Below are 19,400 nucleotides of genomic sequence, written 5' to 3' on the forward strand. Positions count from 1 at the left end.
CTGACCCGATGTCGGTCACCGATCTGCGGGAGTACGGCGCGGAGTTCACCGCGAACCCGTACCCCTACTACGCGAAGCTCCGCGCCTCAGGCCCGGTCCACGAGATCCTCACCCCCGAGGGCATCCCCGCCTGGCTGATCGTCGGCTACGACGAGGCCCGCGCCGCCCTCGCCGACCAGAGACTCATCAAGGACCCCTCCGTCGTCATGGACTTCGTGCCGCTGGAGTTCGAGGTCATCGGCCCCAACCTGCTCGGCATCGACCCGCCCGACCACACGCGGCTGCGCAAGCTCGTCGCGGGCGAGTTCACCGGCCGCCGGGTGGAGGCCCTGCGCCCCAGGATCCAGCAGCTCACCGACGAACTCCTCGACGCGATGGCCCCGGCGGGCCGCGCAGACCTCGTCGACTCCTTCGCCTTCCCGCTGCCCATCACCGTCATCTGCGAACTCCTCGGCGTCCCCGCCGCCGACCGCGACTCCTTCCGCGCCTGGTCGAACGAGCTCGTCGCCCCCACCGGCGCGATGACCGAACGCGAGGCCGTCGAGGGCTTCGGCGGCTACCTCGACGAACTCATCGAGGACAAGCGCGCCGCCGGCCCCCGGGACGACCTGCTCTCCGCGCTCATCGCCACCCGCGCCGAGGACGGCGACCGACTCTCGCTGCCCGAACTGCGCGCCCTCGCCTATCTGTTGCTGATCGCGGGCCACGAGACCACGGTCAACCTCATCGCCGGCACCGTACGGCTGCTGCTCACCCACCCCGACCAGCTGGCCGCGCTGCGCGCCGACCCCGGACTCGTCGACGCGGCGATCGAGGAGGGCCTGCGCTTCGACGGACCGGTCGAGGCCGCCACGTACCGCTTCTCCAGCGAGGACGTGGAGATCGCCGGGACGGTGATACCCGCCGGTTCCGTGGTCCTCGTCGGTCTCGCCGCGAGCGCCCGCGACGCCGCCCGCTTCCCGGACCCGGACCGCTTCGACGTCCACCGCGACCCGCGCGGCCACCTCGCCTTCGGCCACGGCATCCACTACTGCCTGGGCGCCCCGCTGGCCCGCCTGGAGGGCAAGATCGCCATCCGGTCGCTTCTGGAGCGCTTCCCGCGGCTGGAACTCGACCCCGACGCGGGCTCGTTGGAGTGGCTGCCGGGTCTGCTGATCCGCGGCACCCGCCGGCTCCCGGTCGTATGGTGACGCCCATGACCTCCCTGCCCTCCGAACTCGACGCCGACCTCGCCCGCAAGGTCCTGGACGCCCAGCCCTTCAGCCGTCTCCTCGGCGCCCGGATCGCCGCCTTCGGCGACGGTGCGGCGACGCTGGAGCTCGACATCCGCGACGAGCACCGCCAGCAGAACGGCTTCGTGCACGGCGGCGTGCTCTCCTACGCGGCCGACAACGCGATCACCTTCGCGGCGGGCTCGGCCCTCGGCCCCGCGGTGCTGACCGCCGGCTTCTCCATCCAGTACATGCGCCCGGCCGTCGGCACGGTGCTGCGCGCCCGCGCGACCGTGGTGCACGCCGGGCGCCGGCAGGCGGTGGTGCGCTGCGACCTGTTCTGCGTGGACACGGAGGGCACGGACGGCACGGAGGGCACGGAGACCCTGTGCGCGGTCGCGCAGGGGACCGTACTGAACTCCGCCTGAGGCCCGGTCAGGACCCCCGGTCAGCGCCTGGTCAGGACGCCGGGATCTCCGCCAGGCGCACCGGCCGGTGCTCGCGGCGGGACAGCTCGCAGGTCTCGGCGATGCGCAGGGCCTTCAGGGCCTCCGCGCCGTCGCACGGGTTGTCCCGCTCGCCGCGCACCAGGCGTACGAAGGCGTCCAGCTCCGCCTCGTACGCCGGGGCGAACCGCTCCAGGAAGCCGGGCCAGGGCTTGCCGGGCGGCGGCGGGCCCATCGGCTCGACCGACTCGAGCGGGGTGCGCTCGTCCAGGCCCACCGCGAGCTGCGCCAACTCCCCGGCCAGCTCCATCCGTACGTCGTAACCGGCGCCGTTGCAGCGGGTCGCGGTCGCCGTCACCAGCGTGCCGTCGTCCAGGGTGAGCAGCGCCGCCGCCGTGTCCACGTCGTGCGCCGCGCGGAACATCGCGGGTCCGGCGTCCGAGCCCCGCGCGTACACCTCCACGACCTCCCGACCGGTCACCCAGCGCACCATGTCGAAGTCGTGCACCATGCAGTCCCGGAAGAGACCGCCGGACAGCGGCAGATACGCGGCGGGCGGCGGCGCCGGGTCGGAGGACGCCGTCCGTACGGTGTGCAGCCGGCCGAGCCGGCCCTCCGCGACGGCCTCCCGGGCCGCCCCGTACCCGGCGTCGAAGCGCCGCATGAAGCCCAGCTGCAGCTCGGTCCCGGCCTCCGCGACGGCCCGCAGCGCCCCGAGCGTCCCCGGTATCCCCAGCGCGATCGGCTTCTCGCAGAACGCCGGAAGCCCGGCCGCCGCGGCCCGCCCGATCAGCTCCGCGTGCGCCGCCGTCGCCGAGGCGATCACCACCGCGTCCAGCGCGTGATGCCCGAACAGCGCCTCGACGTCCGGGGCCGCCTCGGCCCCGAGCGCCCCGGCCACCCGCGCGGCCCGCGCCGGGTCGGCGTCCGCGAGGACCAGACCGTCGACCTCCGGGTGCCGCGCGAGCACTCCCGCGTGGAATCCGCCGATCCGTCCCGTCCCGACCAGTCCGATCCGCATGGCCCCAAGGTCGTTCGGATCGCGGCGGGTGTCAAGGAAGGGTCAGGACAACCGGACCGGCGCGCCCCTTCGCGTTCGGATCGCTCGTCCGTGGGTAGGCCGTCTGTTTCGGATCAGGTGCGGATCGGGTGCGGATCAGGCCCCGCTGAAGATCGGCGCGACCCCCATGACCGATACTGCAATGCACGCAGAAGGACACAAAGGAGGGCACGGTCTCGTGACCAGGGTTCGCACAGGAGGGGTACGCGCGGCGGTCGGCGCCGTGCTCGCGGTGGCGCTGACCGCCGCGCTCGCCGGATGCAGCAGCACCGGCGGCAAGCGCGCGGAGGACGCCCGCAAGGCGGCCGCGGCCCAGGGCAGGGCGGCCGTGAACACCCCCCGCTGGACCTTCGCCATGGTCACCCACTCGGGCGACGGCGACACCTTCTGGGACATCGTCCAGAACGGCGCCAAGCAGGCCGCCGTCAAGGACAACATCAACTTCCTCTACGCCCACAGCGACGAGGCGCAGCAGCAGGCCCAGCTCATCGACTCGTACGTGGCGAAGAAGGTCGACGGCATCATCGTCACCCTCGCCAAGCCCGACGCGATGAAGGCCTCCGTCGAGAAGGCCGTGAAGGCCGGCATCCCGGTGATCACGGTGAACTCCGGCGCCGACCAGTCCAAGGCCTTCGGCGCCCTCACCCACATCGGCCAGGACGAGACCGTGGCCGGCGAGGCCGTCGGCGACGAGCTGGATCAGAGGGGCCGCAAGAAGGCCCTGTGCGTCCTGCACGAGCAGGGCAACGTCGGACACGAGCAGCGCTGCGCCGGCGCGAAGAAGACCTTCGGCGGCGAGCTGCAGAACCTGTACGTGGACGGCACCAACATGCCCGACGTCCAGGCCTCCATCCTCGCCAAGCTCCAGTCCGACCCGTCGATCGACGCCGTCGTGACCCTCGGCGCGCCGTTCGCGGACGCCGCCGTGCAGGCGAAGAAGAGCGCGGGCAGCAAGGCCGAGGTCGACACCTTCGACCTCAACGCCAAGGTCGCCACGGCCCTGGAGGCCGGCACCCTCGGCTTCGCCGTCGACCAGCAGCCCTACCTCCAGGGCTACGAGGCCGTCGACCTGCTCTGGCTCTACCGCTACAACGCCGACGTCCTCGGCGGCGGCAAGCCGGTCCTCACCGGCCCGCAGATCATCACCAAGGACCAGGCGGGCGCGCTGAAGGAGTACACCGAGCGGGGCACCCGATGAGCGCCGCCTCCCCGCCCTCGGACGGCCTCGACCACGTCGACGAACGCCTGATCCGCACCTCCCCGCTGAAGAAGCTGCTCGCCCGGCCCGAGCTCGGCTCGGTGGTCGGCGCCGTCGCCGTCTTCGCCTTCTTCTCGATCGTCGCGGACAGCTTCCTGCGCGCCTCCAGCCTCGGCACGGTGCTGTACGCGGCCTCCACCATCGGCATCATGGCCGTGCCGGTCGCGCTGCTCATGATCGGCGGCGAGTTCGACCTGTCGGCGGGCGTCATGGTCACCAGCTCGGCGCTGATCTCCTCGATGTTCAGCTACCAGATGACCGCCAACGTCTGGGTCGGCGTCGGCGTCTCGCTGCTCGCCACCCTCGCCATCGGCGCGTTCAACGGCTTCATGCTGACCCGCACCAAACTGCCGAGCTTCATCATCACGCTCGGCACCTTCCTGATGCTGACCGGTCTGAACCTCGGCTTCACCAAGCTGATCAGCGGCACCGTCTCCACCAAGTCGATCGCCGACATGGAGGGCTTCCCCTCCGCCCGCAAGCTCTTCGCCTCCACCTGGACGGTCGGCGGGGTCGAGCTGAAGGTCACCATCCTGTGGTGGTTCGCGCTCGTCGCCCTGGCCACCTGGATCCTGCTGCGCACCCGCTTCGGCAACTGGATCTTCGCGGTCGGCGGCGGCGCCGACGCCGCCCGCGCGGTCGGCGTCCCGGTCTACAAGACCAAGATCGGCCTCTACATGGGCGTGGCCTTCTGCGCCTGGATCTCCGGCCAGCACCTGCTGTTCTCGTTCGACGTCGTCCAGTCCGGCGAGGGCGTCGGCAACGAGCTGATCTACATCATCGCGGCCGTCATCGGCGGCTGTCTGATCACCGGCGGCTACGGCTCCGCCATCGGCTCGGCGGTCGGCGCCTTCATCTTCGGCATGACCGGCAAGGGCATCGTCTACGCCGAGTGGAACCCGGACTGGTTCAAGTTCTTCCTGGGCGCGATGCTGCTGCTCGCGACGCTCCTGAACGCCTGGATCCGCAAGCGCGTGGAGGCGACCAAGTGACGACGACAGCCAACCCGCCCACCGCCACCCCGCTCGTCGAGCTCGACGACGTCAGCAAGTACTACGGCAACATCCGCGCCCTCGAAGGGGTCTCCCTGGAGGTGAAGGCGGGGGAGATCTCCTGCGTCCTCGGCGACAACGGAGCCGGCAAGTCCACCCTCATCAAGATCGTCGCCGGTCTGCACCGGCACGACGCCGGCAGCTTCCGCATCGAGGGCGAGGAGGTCACCCTCGCCAACCCGCGCGACGCCCTGGACCGCGGCATCGCCACCGTCTACCAGGACCTCGCCGTCGTCCCCCTGATGCCCGTCTGGCGCAACTTCTTCCTCGGCTCCGAGCCCACCCGCGGCAAGGGCCCGTTCAAGCGCCTCGACGTCGCCACGATGCGGGAGACCACCCGTACGGCGCTGCTGCGCATGGGCATCGACCTGCGCGACGTCGACCAGCCCATCGGCACCCTGTCCGGCGGCGAGCGCCAGTGCGTGGCCATCGCCCGCGCCGTGCACTTCGGCGCCAAGGTCCTCGTCCTCGACGAGCCGACCGCCGCGCTCGGCGTCAAGCAGTCCGGGGTCGTCCTGAAGTATGTGGCGGCCGCACGTGACCAGGGCCTCGGCGTGGTTCTCATCACCCACAACCCGCACCACGCCTATCTCGTCGGCGACCGATTCGTGCTCCTGAAGCGCGGTGTCATGGCCGGCAGCCACACCAAGGGCTCCATCACCCTGGACGAGTTGACCCGCCAGATGGCCGGCGGCAGCGAGCTGGAGGACCTCCGCCACGAACTGGAACGCCCCTCCGGAACGTAATCCCTTCATCACGCGGACCTCACATCCCACCTGGCAGAATCGAGCCGATGAGTACCTACCGTGACCTCACCCACCGCGGCTCGGCTCGCGGCACGGTCCTGCGGACCGTCGGCACCCGGGAGCGGCGCTCGCATCTGACCGCGCCCCGCGTGCCGACCGTCGGCATCGACATCGGCGGTACGAAGGTGATGGCCGGGGTCGTCGACGCCGACGGCAACATCCTGGAGAAGGTCCGCACCGAGACCCCCGACAAGTCCAAGAGCCCCAAGGTCGTCGAGGACACCATCGTCGAACTGGTCCTGGACCTCTCCGACCGGCACGACGTGCACGCCGTCGGCATCGGCGCGGCCGGCTGGGTCGACGCCGACCGGGCCCGGGTGCTCTTCGCCCCCCACCTCGCCTGGCGCAACGAGCCGCTGCGGGACGCGCTCCAGGACCGGCTCGCCGTCCCCGTCATGGTGGACAACGACGCCAACACCGCCGCCTGGGCCGAGTGGCGCTTCGGCGCCGGCCGCGGCGAGGACCACCTCGTCATGATCACCCTCGGCACCGGCATCGGCGGCGCCATCCTGGAGGACGGCCAGGTCAAGCGCGGCAAGTACGGGGTGGCCGGCGAGTTCGGCCACATGCAGGTCGTCCCCGGCGGCCACCGCTGCCCCTGCGGCAACCGCGGCTGCTGGGAGCAGTACAGCTCCGGCAACGCGCTGGTCCGCGAGGCCCGCGAGCTGGCCGCCGCCGACTCCCCGGTCGCGTACAACATCATCGAGCGGGTCAAGGGCAGCGTGCCCGACATCACCGGCCCGCTCATCACCGAGCTCGCCCGCGAGGGCGACGCCATGTGCGTCGAGCTGCTCCAGGACATCGGCCAGTGGCTCGGCGTCGGCCTCGCCAACCTGGCCGCCGCGCTCGACCCCTCCTGCTTCGTCATCGGCGGCGGCGTCTCCGCCGCCGACGACCTGCTCATCGGCCCCGCCCGGGACGCCTTCCGGCGCCACCTCACCGGCCGCGGCTACCGCCCCGAGGCGCGGATCGCCCGCGCCCAGCTCGGCCCCGAGGCCGGCATGGTCGGCGCCGCCGACCTCGCCCGGCTCGTCGCCCGCCGGTTCCGCCGCGCCAACCGCCGGCGGGTCGAGCGCTACGAGCGGTACGGCCGCTACGCGCAGGTGCTGCGCGGCGCGACCACCGAACGCGGCTCCCGCCCCACCCAGGACCCCCAGCCATGACCGTGCCCCACCCGACCCTGCCGCCCGAGCACTCCGAGCGTCCGCCCGAGCCGCCCGAGGGCCGGCTCCCCGAGGACCGCGGCCACATGCTGCGCCGGCGCGTGCTCACACTGCTGATCATCGTGCTGCTCATCGGCGTGCCGGCCGGCTATCTGGCGATCTCCGCCGGGCAGAGCCGCGACAGCGGCCGCGACAAGGAACGCGAGTCCTCCGCCGTCGGCCTCCAGGACAACTGGCCCTCGCTGATGAAGCGCCGGGTCTTCGAGATCCCGGTCCCGTCCGACGCCTGGCACGTCGCCTACTACGAGACCAGCAACTGGAAGACCAGCCGCCTCTACGTCCAGTTCACGACCTCCGCCGCCGGTCTTGACGCCTTCCTCGCGGACAGCGGCGCCGGCCGCGCCGCCCTGAAGCCGGGCGAGGTGACGGTCAGCACCCGCGACGCCGACATCGTCGGCTGGCGGTTCACCCCCGACCGGGCCTGGTCCGGTGCCACGATCACCCGCGAGCAGCCCCGCCCGCACACCACCATCACGGCCGACCTGACGGATCCGGCCTTCCCGCGCGTGTACGTGGTGTCGGCGACCTCTCCCTGATGGGTACGGTGCGGGGCGCGGCTGAGTAGCGCGACTCAGGACGCCCAAGCCCGCCCCGGCCGAGCATGGCGTCAGGAACGTCGCCGACCTCGGGGGGACCCCATGCTGAGCCGCCTTTCCGGACACCTGCTGCCGACCGTGGCCCGCCTGGGCGTCACCGCCGACCCGCGGGCGGCCCTCGCGCCCGGCAGCATCCTGGTCGCCAACCACACCTCGCTCGCCGACCCGGCGGTCGTCCTCGCCGCCCTGCGCCGGCTCGGCGTCGAACCCGTCGTCGCCGCCACCGCCGGTCTCTGGCGCGTGCCCGGGCTGGGCCATGCGCTGGCCCGCGAGGGCCACATCCCGGTGCACCGGGGCAGCGCCCGCGCCGCCGAGGCCCTCGACCTCGCCGCCGAGGCACTCGCCGCGGGACGCCTGGTCCTGCTCTACCCGGAGGGCGGACTGCCGCGCCGCAAGGACGCCGCCGAGGCGCCCCCGGAGGCCTTCCGCAGCGGCATCGCCCGGCTCTCCCTGAGCACCGGAGCCCCGCTCGTCCCCATCGGCCAGGCCGGCGCCCGCCGGCTGCTCTCCGGCGGTACGGCGAAGCAGCTCGCCGGCCTCGCGACCGCACCGCTGCGCCGCCCGGACCTCCACGTCCACATAGGCCGCCCGCTCGTGCTCACCGGCGACACCCCGACCCGTACCGCCCAGGCGCACCGCGCGGTCACCGCCGCCTGGCGGGAGGCCGCCGCGCGGCTCGGCGAGCCGGCCGCCGCGGTGCTCCCGCTGCCCTCGCCCGCGAGCGGGGAGGACCGGCGTGAAGCCGCCGCCTGAGATCTTCACGGAGCCGCCACAACGCGGGACGGGTCGCGTGGGGTGACGACCCGGGCACGGCGGACGGCGGAGGATGTGAGAGCGTGCAGGGCGTGAGTGAGAATCCGACGAACACCCTGCAGTACCGCATCGACGGGCGGGACGACGCACCGGTCCTGGTGCTCGGTCCCTCGCTCGGCACCACCTGGCACATGTGGGACCGCCAGATCCCCGAACTGACCCGTTCCTGGCGGGTCGTGCGCTTCGACCTGCCCGGACACGGCGGCGCCCCCGCGCACCCGGCGAGCTCCGTCGCCGAGCTCGGCGACCGGCTGCTCGCCACCCTCGACGAGCTCGGCATCCAGCGCTTCGGCTACGCGGGCTGCGCCCTCGCCGGAGCCATCGGCCTCGACCTCGCGCTGCGCGCCCCGCACCGGGTGGCCTCCCTCGCCCTGGTCTCCACCTCGCCCCGCTTCGGCACCCCGGACGAGTTCCGCCAGCGCGGCGTGATCGTCCGCACCAACGGCCTCGAACCGATGGCCCGCACCGCCCCCGAGCAGTGGTTCACCCCCGCGTTCGCCGGCGCCCAGCCCGCCATCGTCGACTGGGCCGTGCAGATGGTCCGCACCACCGACCCCGGCTGCTACATCGCCGCCTGCGAGGCGCTCGCCGTCTTCGACGTCCGCGACGCCCTGGAGCGGATCGGCGTCCCCGCGCTCGTCCTGGTCGGCGCCGACGACCGGGTCACCGGACCCGCCGAGGCCCGCACCCTCGTCGCCGGCATAGCCGACGCCCGGCTCGCCGTCGTCCCCGGCGCCTCCCACCTCGCGCCCGTCGAGCAGCCCGCCGCCGTCACCGAACTGCTCACCGGCCACTTCGCCCCGCTCGCCCAGGAGTCCACCGGCTCCCTCGCCGCGCCCGGCATGCCGCCGGTCTCCGCGCCCGTCGTCCCGGCCGGCGAGCTCGGCCCCGCGGCCCCCGCCGAGGACGAGGACACCCGCCCCGACCCGTACGAGAGCGGGCTCAAGCTGCGCCGCGAGGTGCTCGGCGACGCGCACGTCGACGAGGCCCTCGCCGACCCCTTCGGCACCGACTTCCAGCACCTCGTCACCCGCTTCGCCTGGGGCGAGGTGTGGAGCCGCGAGGGCCTCGACCGGCGCACCCGCAGCGCCGTCACCCTCGCCGCCCTGATCTCCGGCCGCCACCACGAGGCCCTGGCCGACCACACCCGCGCCGCCCTGCGCAACGGCCTGACCCCCGACGAGCTCCGCGAGATCCTCCTCCAGACCGCCGTCTACTGCGGCCTCCCGGCCGCCGAGAGCGCCCTCCGGGTGGTCCGCCGGGTGATCGAGGAGGACACCACGCCCCGGTAGCCGCTCCGGCCGTAGGCTCGGTGCGTGAAGCTGACGAAGAACACCCACGCCTGCGTCCGGCTGGAGAAGGACGGGCGCACGCTCGTCATCGACCCCGGGATGTTCACCGAGGAGGACGCCGCGCTCGGCGCGGACGTCCTCCTCGTCACCCACGAGCACCCCGACCACTTCGACGAGGCCCGGCTGCGCGCCGCGCTCGACGGCAATCCGGCCGCCGAGGTGTGGACGCTGCGCAGCGTCGCCGAACAGCTGTCCGCGGCCTTCCCCGGCCGGGTGCACACCGTGGGGCACGGGGACACGTTCAGCGCCGCCGGCTTCGACGTCCAGGTGCACGGCGAGCTGCACGCGGTGATCCACCCCGACATCCCGCGCATCACCAACGTCGGCTTCCTCGTCGACGGCGCCGTCTTCCACCCCGGCGACGCCCTCACCGTGCCCGACCGGCCGGTGGAGACCCTGTTCCTGCCGGTCATGGCGCCGTGGAACAAGATCTCCGAGGTGATCGAGTACGTCCGCGAGGTCAAGCCGGTGCGCGCGTACGACATCCACGACGCGCTCCTCACCGACCTGGCGCGCCCCATCTACGACCGCCAGATCGGCGCCCTGGGCGGCACCGACCACCGCCGCCTCGCCCCGGGAGACTCGGCCGAGCTCTGAGCGACCCCGGCTTGTCAGAGGTCGCCGTTAGGCTTGCGCTCATGCGCATCGCCACCTGGAACGTCAATTCGATCACCGCCCGGCTGCCCCGGCTCCTGGCCTGGCTGGAGAGCAGCGGCACCGACGTGCTGTGCATCCAGGAGACCAAGTGCACCGCCGAGCAGTTCCCCGCCGCCGAGCTGCGCGAGCTGGGGTACGAGTCGGTGGTCAACGCCACCGGACGGTGGAACGGGGTCGCCCTGGTCTCCCGGGTCGGCCTGGACGACGTGGTCACCGGGCTGCCCGGCGGCCCCGACTACGACGGCGTGCAGGAGCCGCGGGCGATCTCCGCGACCTGCGGCCCGGTCCGCCTCTGGTCGGTCTACGTGCCGAACGGCCGGGAGGTCGCCCACGACCACTACGCGTACAAGCTGCGCTGGCTGGAGGCCCTGAAGGCGGCCGTCGCCGACGACGCGGCGGGGGAGCGCCCCTTCGCGGTGCTCGGCGACTACAACATCGCGCCGACCGACGACGACGTCTGGGACATCGCCGAGTTCGAGGGCCTCACCCATGTCACCGAGCCGGAGCGGGCCGCGCTCGCCGCGCTGCGCGAGGCCGGCCTCGGCGACGTGGTGCCGCGCCCGCTGAAGTACGAGCACCCCTACACGTACTGGGACTATCGCCAGCTGCGCTTCCCCAAGAACAAGGGCATGCGCATCGACCTGGTCTACGGCAACAAGCCGTTCGCGGACGCCGTCAAGGACAGCTACGTGGACCGCGAGGAGCGCAAGGGCAAGGGCGCCTCCGACCACGCCCCGGTCGTCGTCGACCTCGACGTCTGACCGGCGTCCGACTGTCGTGCGGCCGTCCCGCGCGCCGGGTGCCCGCGTGCCGGGTGCCCGCGTGCCGGGTGGTGCCCCCCAGGGGTGCGGTGCGACGCTGTTCGGATGAACATTCCTTTCCTGGACAACTGGCGCAAGAAGCACGACACGGCACGCTCCCCCCTGGTCTCCGTCTTCGACCGGGACCCGGAGGGGGCGGCCGAGCTGCTCGCCGAGTGCGAGCTGCTGCGCGCCCGTGCCCAGGAGGCCGGGGTGGCGCTCGACGACACCCCGCGCTCGCTCGCCGCGCTCGACCAGCTGCCACCGCGCTGGCGGGACGACCCGGAGGAGCTGCCCTGGGTCGGCAACGACGCGGGCCTCTATCTGGGCACGGTGATCGTCCGGACCGTGCCGGGCGCCGGCTGGCGGCTGCGGCCCGACGGACAGCCGGTGGTCCTGCTGCCCTCCGGGCGCGAGGTCAACGTGGTCGAGGCGGGCCTCGACTGGGCCACGACCGGGATCCCCGAGCTGTCCCAGATCTACGCCGAATCGGCGGAGTTCTGACCCCTTTGCAGTAAATACGGCTTATCCCGGTTTCATGCGTGTCGGGTGTGAAGTCCCTTTTCTCGGCGGATAGTTTGCGCTGACCTCGACAGCAGCTGAGAGACCAGGGGGCAGGGCAGCAGATGGCGGTCGTCGATCCGTTGATCGAACTGCGTGGCGTGAACAAGCATTACGGCGCCCTGCACGTTCTCCAGGACATCCACCTCACCGTCGGGCGCGGCGAGGTGGTCGTGGTCATCGGACCCTCCGGCTCCGGCAAGTCCACCCTCTGCCGGGCGATGAACCGCCTGGAGGCGGTCGAGTCGGGCGAGATCCGCATCGGCGGACAGCCGCTCCCCGAGGAGGGCAAGGCGCTCGCCCGGCTGCGCGCCGAGGTCGGCATGGTCTTCCAGTCCTTCAACCTCTTCGCCCACAAGTCCGTGCTCGCCAATGTCTCCCTGGCGCAGGTGAAGGTCCGCAAGCGCAGGAAGAACGAGGCGGACCGGCGCTCCCGCGAACTCCTCGACCGGGTCGGACTCGCCGCCCACGCCGACAAGTTCCCCGCCCAGCTCTCCGGCGGCCAGCAGCAGCGCGTGGCCATCGCCCGTGCCCTCGCCATGGACCCCAAGGCCCTCCTCTTCGACGAGCCGACCTCCGCCCTCGACCCCGAGATGATCAACGAGGTCCTGGAGGTCATGCGGCAACTGGCCCAGGAGGGCATGACGATGGTGGTCGTCACCCACGAGATGGGCTTCGCCCGCTCCGCCGCCAACCGCGTCGTCTTCATGGCCGACGGCCGGATCGTCGAGGACCGCGACCCCGAGGCCTTCTTCACCGCCCCGAACAGCGACCGCGCCAAGGACTTCCTGTCCAAGATCCTCCAGCACTGACCGGGACCGGGAGCAGCGCACACCCCCATGCAGCGAACGAAACGAACCCTCGCCGCGCTCGCCCTGCTGCTCGCCGCCGCCCTCACCGGCGCCGGCTGCGGCAAGGAGGGCAGCCCGCCCGTCAAGGGCCCCCAACCGGACCAACTCCCCGTCTACCAGGTCCGGTCCGGCTTCACCCTGACCGACTCCGCGACCTGGAACCGGGCGAAGAAGCGCGGCCGGCTCGTCGTCGGCGTCAAGGAGGACCAGCCCTACATGGGCGAGAAGGACCCGGCGACCGGCGTCTACTCGGGCTTCGACATCGAGATCGCCCGGATGATGTCCGCCTCCCTCGGCTTCGACCCGGCCGGCATCTCCTTCCGGACCATCGCCTCGGCCAACCGCGAAACCGCCCTGCAGAACGGCCAGATCGACTACTACGTCGGCACCTACACCATCAACGACAACCGCAAGAAGCTCGTCGGCTTCGCCGGCCCCTACTACCTGGCCGGCCAGTCCCTGCTGGTCCGCACCGACGAGAACGACATCGACGGACCCCAGGACCTGGCCGGCAAGCGGGTCTGCTCGGCCGCCGGCTCCACCCCGTACCAGCGCATCCAGAAGGACTACCCGCAGGCCGAACTCGTCGCGTACGACACCTACTCGGTCTGCGTCGACAACCTGCTCACCTACCAGGTCGACGCCGTCACCACCGACGACACCATCCTCATGGGCTACGCGGCCAAGGTCCCCGACGAACTCAAGCTGACCGGACAGCCGTTCAGCAAGGAGCCGTACGGCATCGGCGTGCCGCGCTCCGACACCGCGCTGCGCTTCGCCCTCGACGACGCGATCGCCGCCCACGAGAAGAACGGCGACTGGAGGAAGGCCTACGACGCGACCCTCGGCCTGTCCGGCGTGCCCGCGCCCGCCCCGCCCGCCATCGACCGCTATCCGGCGAGCTGAGGAAGGAGCACCACCCCGCCATGGACGTCCTGACAGAGAACTTCTCCACCTACGGCGAAGGCTTCCTCGGCACCGTCGAACTCACCGTCTACTCCTCGCTGTTGGCCCTGGTGCTCGGCTTCCTCGTGGCCTCCTTCCGGGTCGCCCCGGTCCGCTCGCTGCGGGTGTTCGGCACCGCGTGGGTCACCGTGCTCCGCAACACCCCGCTCACCCTGCTGTTCTTCGCGGTGATGCTGGGCCTGCCCCGGTTCGGCCTCGTGCTGCCCTTCGAGCTGTTCGCGGTGCTCGCCCTCGGCTGCTACACCTCCGCGTTCATCTGCGAGGCGCTGCGCTCCGGCATCAACACCGTGCCGCTCGGCCAGGGCGAGGCCGCCCGCAGTCTCGGCATGACCTTCGGCCAGACCCTCGGCAACGTCGTGCTGCCGCAGGCCTTCCGCTCGGTGATCCCGCCGATCGGCTCCACCCTCATCGCCCTCGCCAAGAACTCCGCCATCGCCGGCGCGTTCAGCGTCACCGAACTCCTCGGCACCTACAAGACGTTGAGCGAGCTCGGCTACAACATCGTCTGGACCTTCGTCTGGATCGCCGTCGGCTACCTCATCATCACCCTCGCCATCAGCGCGCTCTTCCACCTCCTGGAGAAGCGCTATGGAGTCGCCCGATGACCACCGCCACCTCCGCGCTCTACGACATCCCGGGCCCGCGCACCCGCCAACGCCATCTGATCTACGGACTGATCTCCACCGCGGTCCTGCTCGGCCTCGCCGCCTGGATCCTCTATCTCCTCTTCGACACCGGCCAGTTCACCGCCACCAAATGGACGCCCTTCGCATACCAGGGCATCCAGGACTTGCTGCTCCGGGGCCTCGGCAACACCCTCAAGGCCTTCGCGTACGCCTCGGTGCTCTCCCTCGCGCTCGGCGCGGTCCTCGCCACCGGACGCCTCTCCGAACACCGGGCCTTCCGCTGGACCTCCACCCTGCTCGTCGAGTTCTTCCGGGCCATGCCGGTCCTCGTGATGATCTTCTTCATCTTCGTGGCGCTCAAGGTCCAGCCGCTGCCCGCCCTGGTGGCCGGACTCACCCTCTACAACGGCTCGGTGCTCGCCGAGGTCTTCCGCACCGGCGTCCACGCGGTCGCCCGCGGGCAGCGGGAGGCCGCGTACGCGCTCGGCATGCGCAAGACCCAGGTGATGACCTATGTCCTGGTGCCGCAGGCGGTGCGGGCCATGCTGCCCGCCATCATCAGCCAGCTGGTGGTGGCCCTGAAGGACACCTCGCTCGGCTTCCTCATCACGTACGAGGAGTTCCTGCACGCGGGCAAGCTGATCGCCTCCAACCTGGACTACGACCTGCCGTTCATCCCGGTGGTGCTGGTGATCTCGCCGATCTACATCGGCATGTGCATGCTGCTGTCCTGGTTCGCCACCTGGGTGGCGCGGAGGGAGCGCCGCAGCCCCCGGACGAAGGCCGTCGACGTGGCTCCGGCGGAACCGCCCACGCTGCTGCCGGACCGGGAGTAGCCTCCCGGCACGGCGCACCAGCCCCGCCCGGGCCCTGCCCGCCCGGCAGCAGCCGTGATCACTCCGACCGCAGCGGTACCGACACGAAGCTCGGGTCGGCCGCGGGCGAGGAGAAGGTCAGCTGCGCGCCGGTCGGGTTGTGCTCGATGTACAGCGGGTCGACGGTGTCGACGACCAGCGCGAGCCGGTGGCCGGCCGGTACGTCGTAGGCCGTGGAGAAGAGATCCAGGTCGACGGCGAACGGCCGCCCCGGCTGCCGGTCGTGGAAGGTGTACGGGGCGTGGGTGACCAGCTTGCCGATCCCGAGCGGGCCCACGTCGTAGAGGTACGCCACGAAGGTGCCGCTCTCGGCGGTCGGGGTGACCGTGGTGTGCAGCCGCGCCGTGCCGCGCACCCGCTGCGGGGTGGCGTACCGCTCGGACTGCCACACGCCCGCGAAGGCGCGGGGGAGCAGCGGGACCGAGACGGCGGGCGGGGCCTGGAAGAACTGGTCCAGGAGGTTGGACAGCAGGACGACGCCGCCGTCGGCGCCGGAGTCGACGTTGGCCCACAGGTGCTCGGAGCCGCCGAGCGGGATCTCGCGCCGGTTGGCGTTGACCGACGTCCAGTCCGGATAGCCCTCGTAGCCGGCGTCGGAGCGCGGCTTGAGTCGCACGGGCTGCTCGCGGTCGACGCCGTTGTCGACGCCCTTGAGGTAGTGGTCGAACCAGCGGTGGGCGCTGGTCCAGGTGTCGTTGGGCAGCCCGAGCAGTCCGGTGGCCTCCGCGGTGGCGTGGTCGCCGGGCCGGAACTCCAGGCGCTTGGGCCCGGCCAGCTTCTCGTAGAAGCTCGCGAACTGGTTGGGCGGGAAGATGGTGTCGCCCCAGGCGTTGCCCAGCATGATCGCGGGCCGGTTGGCGTTGAGCGCGTCGAGGTGGGTCGCGGCGGAGCGCTCGCGGCCCCACGCGATCATCTCGTCCTCCTTGTCCAGGTTGGAGGAGAGGAAGTCCTTGAGCGTCTGCTGGAGTTCGGGCCCGGGTCGGCCGGTGAGATAGCCGGCACCGCCGAGCAGCGCGGCGGCCTGGAGGTGCTGGGTGCGGCCGCTGTAGATGGAGTCGATGAGGTCGGCCCAGCCGCTGAGCGCGGCGACCGCCTTGACCCGCTTGTCGTGCGCGGCGACGAGCAGGCTGATGCCGGCGCCGTACGAGACGCCGGCCATGCCCACCCGGGCGGGATCGGCCGGGGTGTTCGCCAGCGCCCAGTCGATGACGAGCGAGGCGTCGGCGACGTCCTTCGGCCCGGCGGTCTCGATCTCGCCGCCGGACTGCCAGAAGCCGCGTGAGTTGTAACTCACCACGACATAGCCGGAGTCGGCGAGCTGCTTGGCCTGGGCGAGGTACTCGACCTGGGGCATCGCCCAGCTGGTCGGCAGCACGATCACGGGGTAGCGGGCGCCGGCGGCGGCTCCGGCCGGGGTGACGACATTGGCCTTGAGGACGGTGCCGCCGTCGCCGGCGATGTCGACGAAGCGGACGGTGTCGGCGGAGTCCGCCTGGGCGGCGGGGGCGAGCCCGAGGGCCGTCCCGGCGACGAGGGCCGCCGAGACGGCGAAGGTCAGGGCTGTGCGCACGGGTCACTCCTCACTGGTTCACTGAATGGGGGGCAGTGAAAGTGACCCGACGGTAACCGCGATGCCTTACCGGAGGTAACTGGTCGGTAAGTTACGCATGGGTAACGATTGGCCGGTTCGCGTCAGTGCGCTGAGCCCTCGCCCCGAGATCACGGGCGCCCCGCCCGGTTCACGGGGCCGTGGCCGCCCGCTGCGCCTCCAGTGCGCGGCGCAGCCGTCCCTCCCCGCCGGGCACGTCGTCCGGGATCCGCCGCGCGGCCGCCACCGCCTCGGTCGCCAGGTCGAGGCGCACCCGCCGGTCCCCGCTGCGGCCGGCCGCGAGCAGCAGCCCGTCGACCAGCTTCGGCAGATACGCCTTCGGGCTCACCTCCGCCAGCACCCGGTACGCCAGCACCTCCTCCCACGAGATGTCGTCCCACGCGCCCAGTTGCTTGCTCCCCAGGAGCAACACCCGCGCCCGCAACACCGCGTCGTGATCGATCTTCCCCATGTGCCCCCTGTTCTCCGTGTGATGCACGACGGAGATTCTGGGAGTCGGAGGACACCCCGGACAAGGCTCCCGAACTGTGCGTTCCGTCCTACGAAAATGGCCGCTGACCTGTCATGATGGTGACGTCTTCACTCCGACGGGAGGGTCGGTGGAAAAGCCGGACGGCACACCCGACGTCTTCGACCCGCGGATCTACGCCGCCGGGATCCCGCACGACCGCTTCCGGCTGCTCCGGGACAGGTGGCCGGTCGCCCGTCAGCGGGAGCCCGAGATCCTCGGCTGGCCCGCCGGGCCCGGTTTCTGGGCCGTCACCCGGCACGCCGACGTCGTACGGGTCCTCAGGGACGCCGCCGGATACTCCTCGTACCTCGGCGCCACCCAGATCCGCGACCCCGACCCGGCCGACCTGCCGTTCATCCGGCGGATGATGCTCAACCAGGACCCTTCCCCACGCTCTGAACCGCGTTCGAGCGGGGGAGACCCCATGCACCACGGCCGGCTGCGCCGCCTCGTCAGCCGGGCCTTCACGCCCGGGCGGATCGAGCGGTTCGCCGTCACCGCCCGCGCGCGGGCCCGCGAACTCCTGCTCGCCGCACGGGAGTCGGGGCCCGAGATCGACCTGGTGTCCGCCGTCACCGACGAGTTCGCCCTGCTCAACCTCACCGATCTGCTCGGCGTGCCCGCCGCCGACCGGGGCCTCCTGCACACCTGGACCGAGCGGGTCATCGCCTACCAGGACCCCGACGAGCCACCCGTCCTCGGCCCCGACGGGCGACCGGTCAACCCCCGCTCACCCGCGATGCTGGCCGAGATGTTCGCGTACGCGCAGGAGCTCGCCGCGGACAAGCGGAAGCACCCCGCCGACGACGTGATGACCACTCTCGCCGGCTCCGAACTCCGCGACGCCGAACTGGAGATGTTCTTCTTCCTGCTCACCGTCGCCGGCAACGACACCGTCCGCAGCGCCGCCCCCGGCGGGCTGCTCGCCCTCGCCGAACACCCCGACCAGCAGCGGGCGTTGTGGCACGGCGAGGTGGCCATGGACACCGCCGTCGACGAACTGCTTCGGTGGCACCCGCCCGTGCTCTCCTTCCGCCGCACCGCCGCCCGGGACACCGAACTCGCCGGGGTGCAGATCGCCGCCGGGGACAAGGTGGTCGTCTTCCACGCCTCCGCCAACCACGACGAGCGGGCCTTCACCGACCCGCACCGGCTCGACCTGGGCCGCACGCCCAACCCGCACGTCTCCTTCGGCGACGGACCGCACGTCTGCCTCGGCGCGCACTTCGCCCGGCTCCAGCTGCGCGTCCTCTACGAGGAGGCGCGCGCCGTACTGCCCGGCCTCACGCCCGCCGGGCCGCCCCGCCGGCTCGTGTCCAACTTCATCAACGGGATCAAGTCGCTGCCGGTGCGGCTTGCGGAGTGCGCGCCACGCGCGTGAGATCGGCGACGAGTTCGACCACATCGGGGCCGTACGCCTGGGAGTTGACCACCCGCAGCAGCAGCACGAAGGAGCCGTCCTGCCCGTACTTGCCGGCCAGCGCCTTGTGGTGGCGGGCCAGATGGCGCGCGGCGGCCTGGTTGGTGACCGCGGCCTGGCCGCAGAGCAGGAACACCGGCCGGCCGCCCTCGCCGCGGGTGAGACGGGCGAGGACGACGTACTCGCTGACGCCCCACTCCGGGCGGTAGGTCTCGCCCGCCACGGTGAACATGCCGCGGTCCTCGGGCGGGTCCTGCTCGACGTTCATCGTGAGCCCCGGCAGCAGATTCGGCAGATGGGCGGCCATGCGGCGATTTGAGAACGGCCCGCCGATGCAGAACTCGGCTATCTCGCCCAGGCCTTGGCGTGCGGTGTCGTGCTGCACGATCCGGGGCCGAGCCCCGCAGTCCTTGATCAGCGCCGACAGTTCGAGGAGTGCCGACACGTCGGTGGCGTGCACCCCCCGCTCGCTGCCCGCCAGCCGGTTCACCACGAGCAGGCATTCCGAGCCGGCGGGCAGCCCGAAGAAGGCCTGCTTGCGACGCAGCCGGCGGCGCCAGAAGTAGGTGCGGGTCAGCCAGCCGAGGGAGCCGCTGACGCCGGTGGCGAGCACGCCCAGGATGACGTTGCGCAGGTCTTCGTTCATGGGCGCGCATGCTACTGGGCGACCGGTCGACTGTTCGAGAGGCGGTCCTGACGGGAGACGC

21 protein-coding genes are annotated in these 19,400 nt (G+C 71.9%); 17 read left to right on the top strand and 4 right to left on the bottom strand.

Annotated features, from left to right (window positions below):
- Positions 1-8: 8 nt before the first annotated feature.
- Positions 9-1,190, top strand: a complete 1,182-nt coding sequence (locus tag KV205_RS29685) for a cytochrome P450 (protein ID WP_265867818.1) — start codon at positions 9-11, stop codon at positions 1,188-1,190.
- Positions 1,191-1,195: 5 nt separating this feature from the next.
- Positions 1,196-1,639, top strand: coding sequence for a PaaI family thioesterase (locus tag KV205_RS29690; protein WP_265867819.1), 444 nt, complete (start codon positions 1,196-1,198; stop codon positions 1,637-1,639).
- Between the two features lie 31 nt (positions 1,640-1,670).
- On the opposite strand, the gene KV205_RS29695 is transcribed toward KV205_RS29690, so the two are convergent.
- Entirely contained in the window at positions 1,671-2,678 is a 1,008-nt protein-coding gene (locus KV205_RS29695) for a Gfo/Idh/MocA family oxidoreductase (protein WP_265867820.1), read from the bottom strand.
- A 217-nt stretch (positions 2,679-2,895) separates the two neighbouring features.
- Here KV205_RS29695 and KV205_RS29700 point away from each other — a divergent pair, with 217 nt between their 5' ends.
- The 14 genes from KV205_RS29700 (at position 2,896) to KV205_RS29765 (ending at position 15,114) form a co-directional block, all read left to right on the top strand.
- Positions 2,896-3,915 (top strand): sugar ABC transporter substrate-binding protein, encoded by a 1,020-nt coding sequence (locus KV205_RS29700; protein ID WP_265867821.1) that lies wholly within the window; start codon positions 2,896-2,898, stop codon positions 3,913-3,915.
- Positions 3,912-4,967, top strand: a complete 1,056-nt coding sequence (locus tag KV205_RS29705) for an ABC transporter permease (RefSeq protein ID WP_265867822.1) — start codon at positions 3,912-3,914, stop codon at positions 4,965-4,967. The genes KV205_RS29700 and KV205_RS29705 overlap by 4 nt, the downstream gene beginning before the upstream one ends.
- A complete protein-coding gene (locus KV205_RS29710) occupies positions 4,964-5,773 on the top strand; it encodes an ATP-binding cassette domain-containing protein (protein ID WP_265867823.1) in 810 nt (269 codons plus the stop codon). Before KV205_RS29705 ends, KV205_RS29710 begins: the two co-directional genes overlap by 4 nt.
- 47 nt (positions 5,774-5,820) lie before the next feature.
- A complete protein-coding gene (locus tag KV205_RS29715) occupies positions 5,821-6,996 on the top strand; it encodes an ROK family glucokinase (RefSeq protein ID WP_265867824.1) in 1,176 nt (391 codons plus the stop codon).
- Entirely contained in the window at positions 6,993-7,592 is a 600-nt protein-coding gene (locus KV205_RS29720) for a hypothetical protein (RefSeq protein ID WP_265867825.1), read from the top strand. The genes KV205_RS29715 and KV205_RS29720 overlap by 4 nt, the downstream gene beginning before the upstream one ends.
- 102 nt (positions 7,593-7,694) lie before the next feature.
- Positions 7,695-8,405 carry a 1-acyl-sn-glycerol-3-phosphate acyltransferase gene (locus KV205_RS29725; RefSeq protein ID WP_265867827.1) on the top strand — a complete coding sequence of 237 codons (711 nt, stop codon included), beginning with the start codon at positions 7,695-7,697 and terminating at the stop codon, positions 8,403-8,405.
- A gap of 92 nt (positions 8,406-8,497) precedes the next feature.
- Complete coding sequence (locus KV205_RS29730) at positions 8,498-9,757, top strand: alpha/beta fold hydrolase (protein WP_265867830.1); 1,260 nt, start codon at positions 8,498-8,500, stop codon at positions 9,755-9,757.
- A gap of 24 nt (positions 9,758-9,781) precedes the next feature.
- Complete coding sequence (locus KV205_RS29735) at positions 9,782-10,414, top strand: MBL fold metallo-hydrolase (RefSeq protein ID WP_265867831.1); 633 nt, start codon at positions 9,782-9,784, stop codon at positions 10,412-10,414.
- A gap of 41 nt (positions 10,415-10,455) precedes the next feature.
- Positions 10,456-11,235 (top strand): exodeoxyribonuclease III, encoded by a 780-nt coding sequence (locus tag KV205_RS29740; protein WP_265867832.1) that lies wholly within the window; start codon positions 10,456-10,458, stop codon positions 11,233-11,235.
- 105 nt (positions 11,236-11,340) lie between these two features.
- Positions 11,341-11,778, top strand: coding sequence for a DUF6278 family protein (locus KV205_RS29745; protein ID WP_265867833.1), 438 nt, complete (start codon positions 11,341-11,343; stop codon positions 11,776-11,778).
- 122 nt (positions 11,779-11,900) lie between these two features.
- On the top strand, positions 11,901-12,647 hold the full coding sequence (locus KV205_RS29750; protein WP_274711013.1) for an amino acid ABC transporter ATP-binding protein: 747 nt from the start codon (positions 11,901-11,903) through the stop codon (positions 12,645-12,647).
- 27 nt (positions 12,648-12,674) lie between these two features.
- Positions 12,675-13,592: a glutamate ABC transporter substrate-binding protein gene (locus KV205_RS29755; RefSeq protein ID WP_265867835.1), complete on the top strand. Its 918-nt coding sequence runs from the start codon at positions 12,675-12,677 to the stop codon at positions 13,590-13,592.
- A gap of 20 nt (positions 13,593-13,612) precedes the next feature.
- A complete protein-coding gene (locus KV205_RS29760) occupies positions 13,613-14,257 on the top strand; it encodes an amino acid ABC transporter permease (RefSeq protein WP_265867836.1) in 645 nt (214 codons plus the stop codon).
- Entirely contained in the window at positions 14,254-15,114 is an 861-nt protein-coding gene (locus tag KV205_RS29765; protein ID WP_265867837.1) for an amino acid ABC transporter permease, read from the top strand. The genes KV205_RS29760 and KV205_RS29765 overlap by 4 nt, the downstream gene beginning before the upstream one ends.
- Before the next feature lie 58 nt (positions 15,115-15,172).
- On the opposite strand, the gene KV205_RS29770 is transcribed toward KV205_RS29765, so the two are convergent.
- Both KV205_RS29770 and KV205_RS29775 read right to left on the bottom strand, forming a co-directional pair.
- Positions 15,173-16,723, bottom strand: coding sequence for an alpha/beta fold hydrolase (locus KV205_RS29770; protein ID WP_265867839.1), 1,551 nt, complete (start codon positions 16,721-16,723; stop codon positions 15,173-15,175).
- Between the two features lie 169 nt (positions 16,724-16,892).
- Positions 16,893-17,213: a hypothetical protein gene (locus KV205_RS29775; protein WP_265867840.1), complete on the bottom strand. Its 321-nt coding sequence runs from the start codon at positions 17,211-17,213 to the stop codon at positions 16,893-16,895.
- Between the two features lie 148 nt (positions 17,214-17,361).
- Between KV205_RS29775 and KV205_RS29780 the strand changes: the two genes are divergently transcribed.
- A complete protein-coding gene (locus tag KV205_RS29780; RefSeq protein WP_265867841.1) occupies positions 17,362-18,654 on the top strand; it encodes a cytochrome P450 in 1,293 nt (430 codons plus the stop codon).
- Here KV205_RS29780 and KV205_RS29785 read toward each other — a convergent pair.
- Positions 18,608-19,339 (bottom strand): hypothetical protein, encoded by a 732-nt coding sequence (locus KV205_RS29785; RefSeq protein WP_265867842.1) that lies wholly within the window; start codon positions 19,337-19,339, stop codon positions 18,608-18,610. The genes KV205_RS29780 and KV205_RS29785 overlap by 47 nt on opposite strands.
- Positions 19,340-19,400 lie beyond the last annotated feature (61 nt).

Origin of the sequence: Streptomyces sp. SKN60, from assembly GCF_026236535.1 — a bacterium.
Classification (GTDB): domain Bacteria; phylum Actinomycetota; class Actinomycetes; order Streptomycetales; family Streptomycetaceae; genus Streptomyces.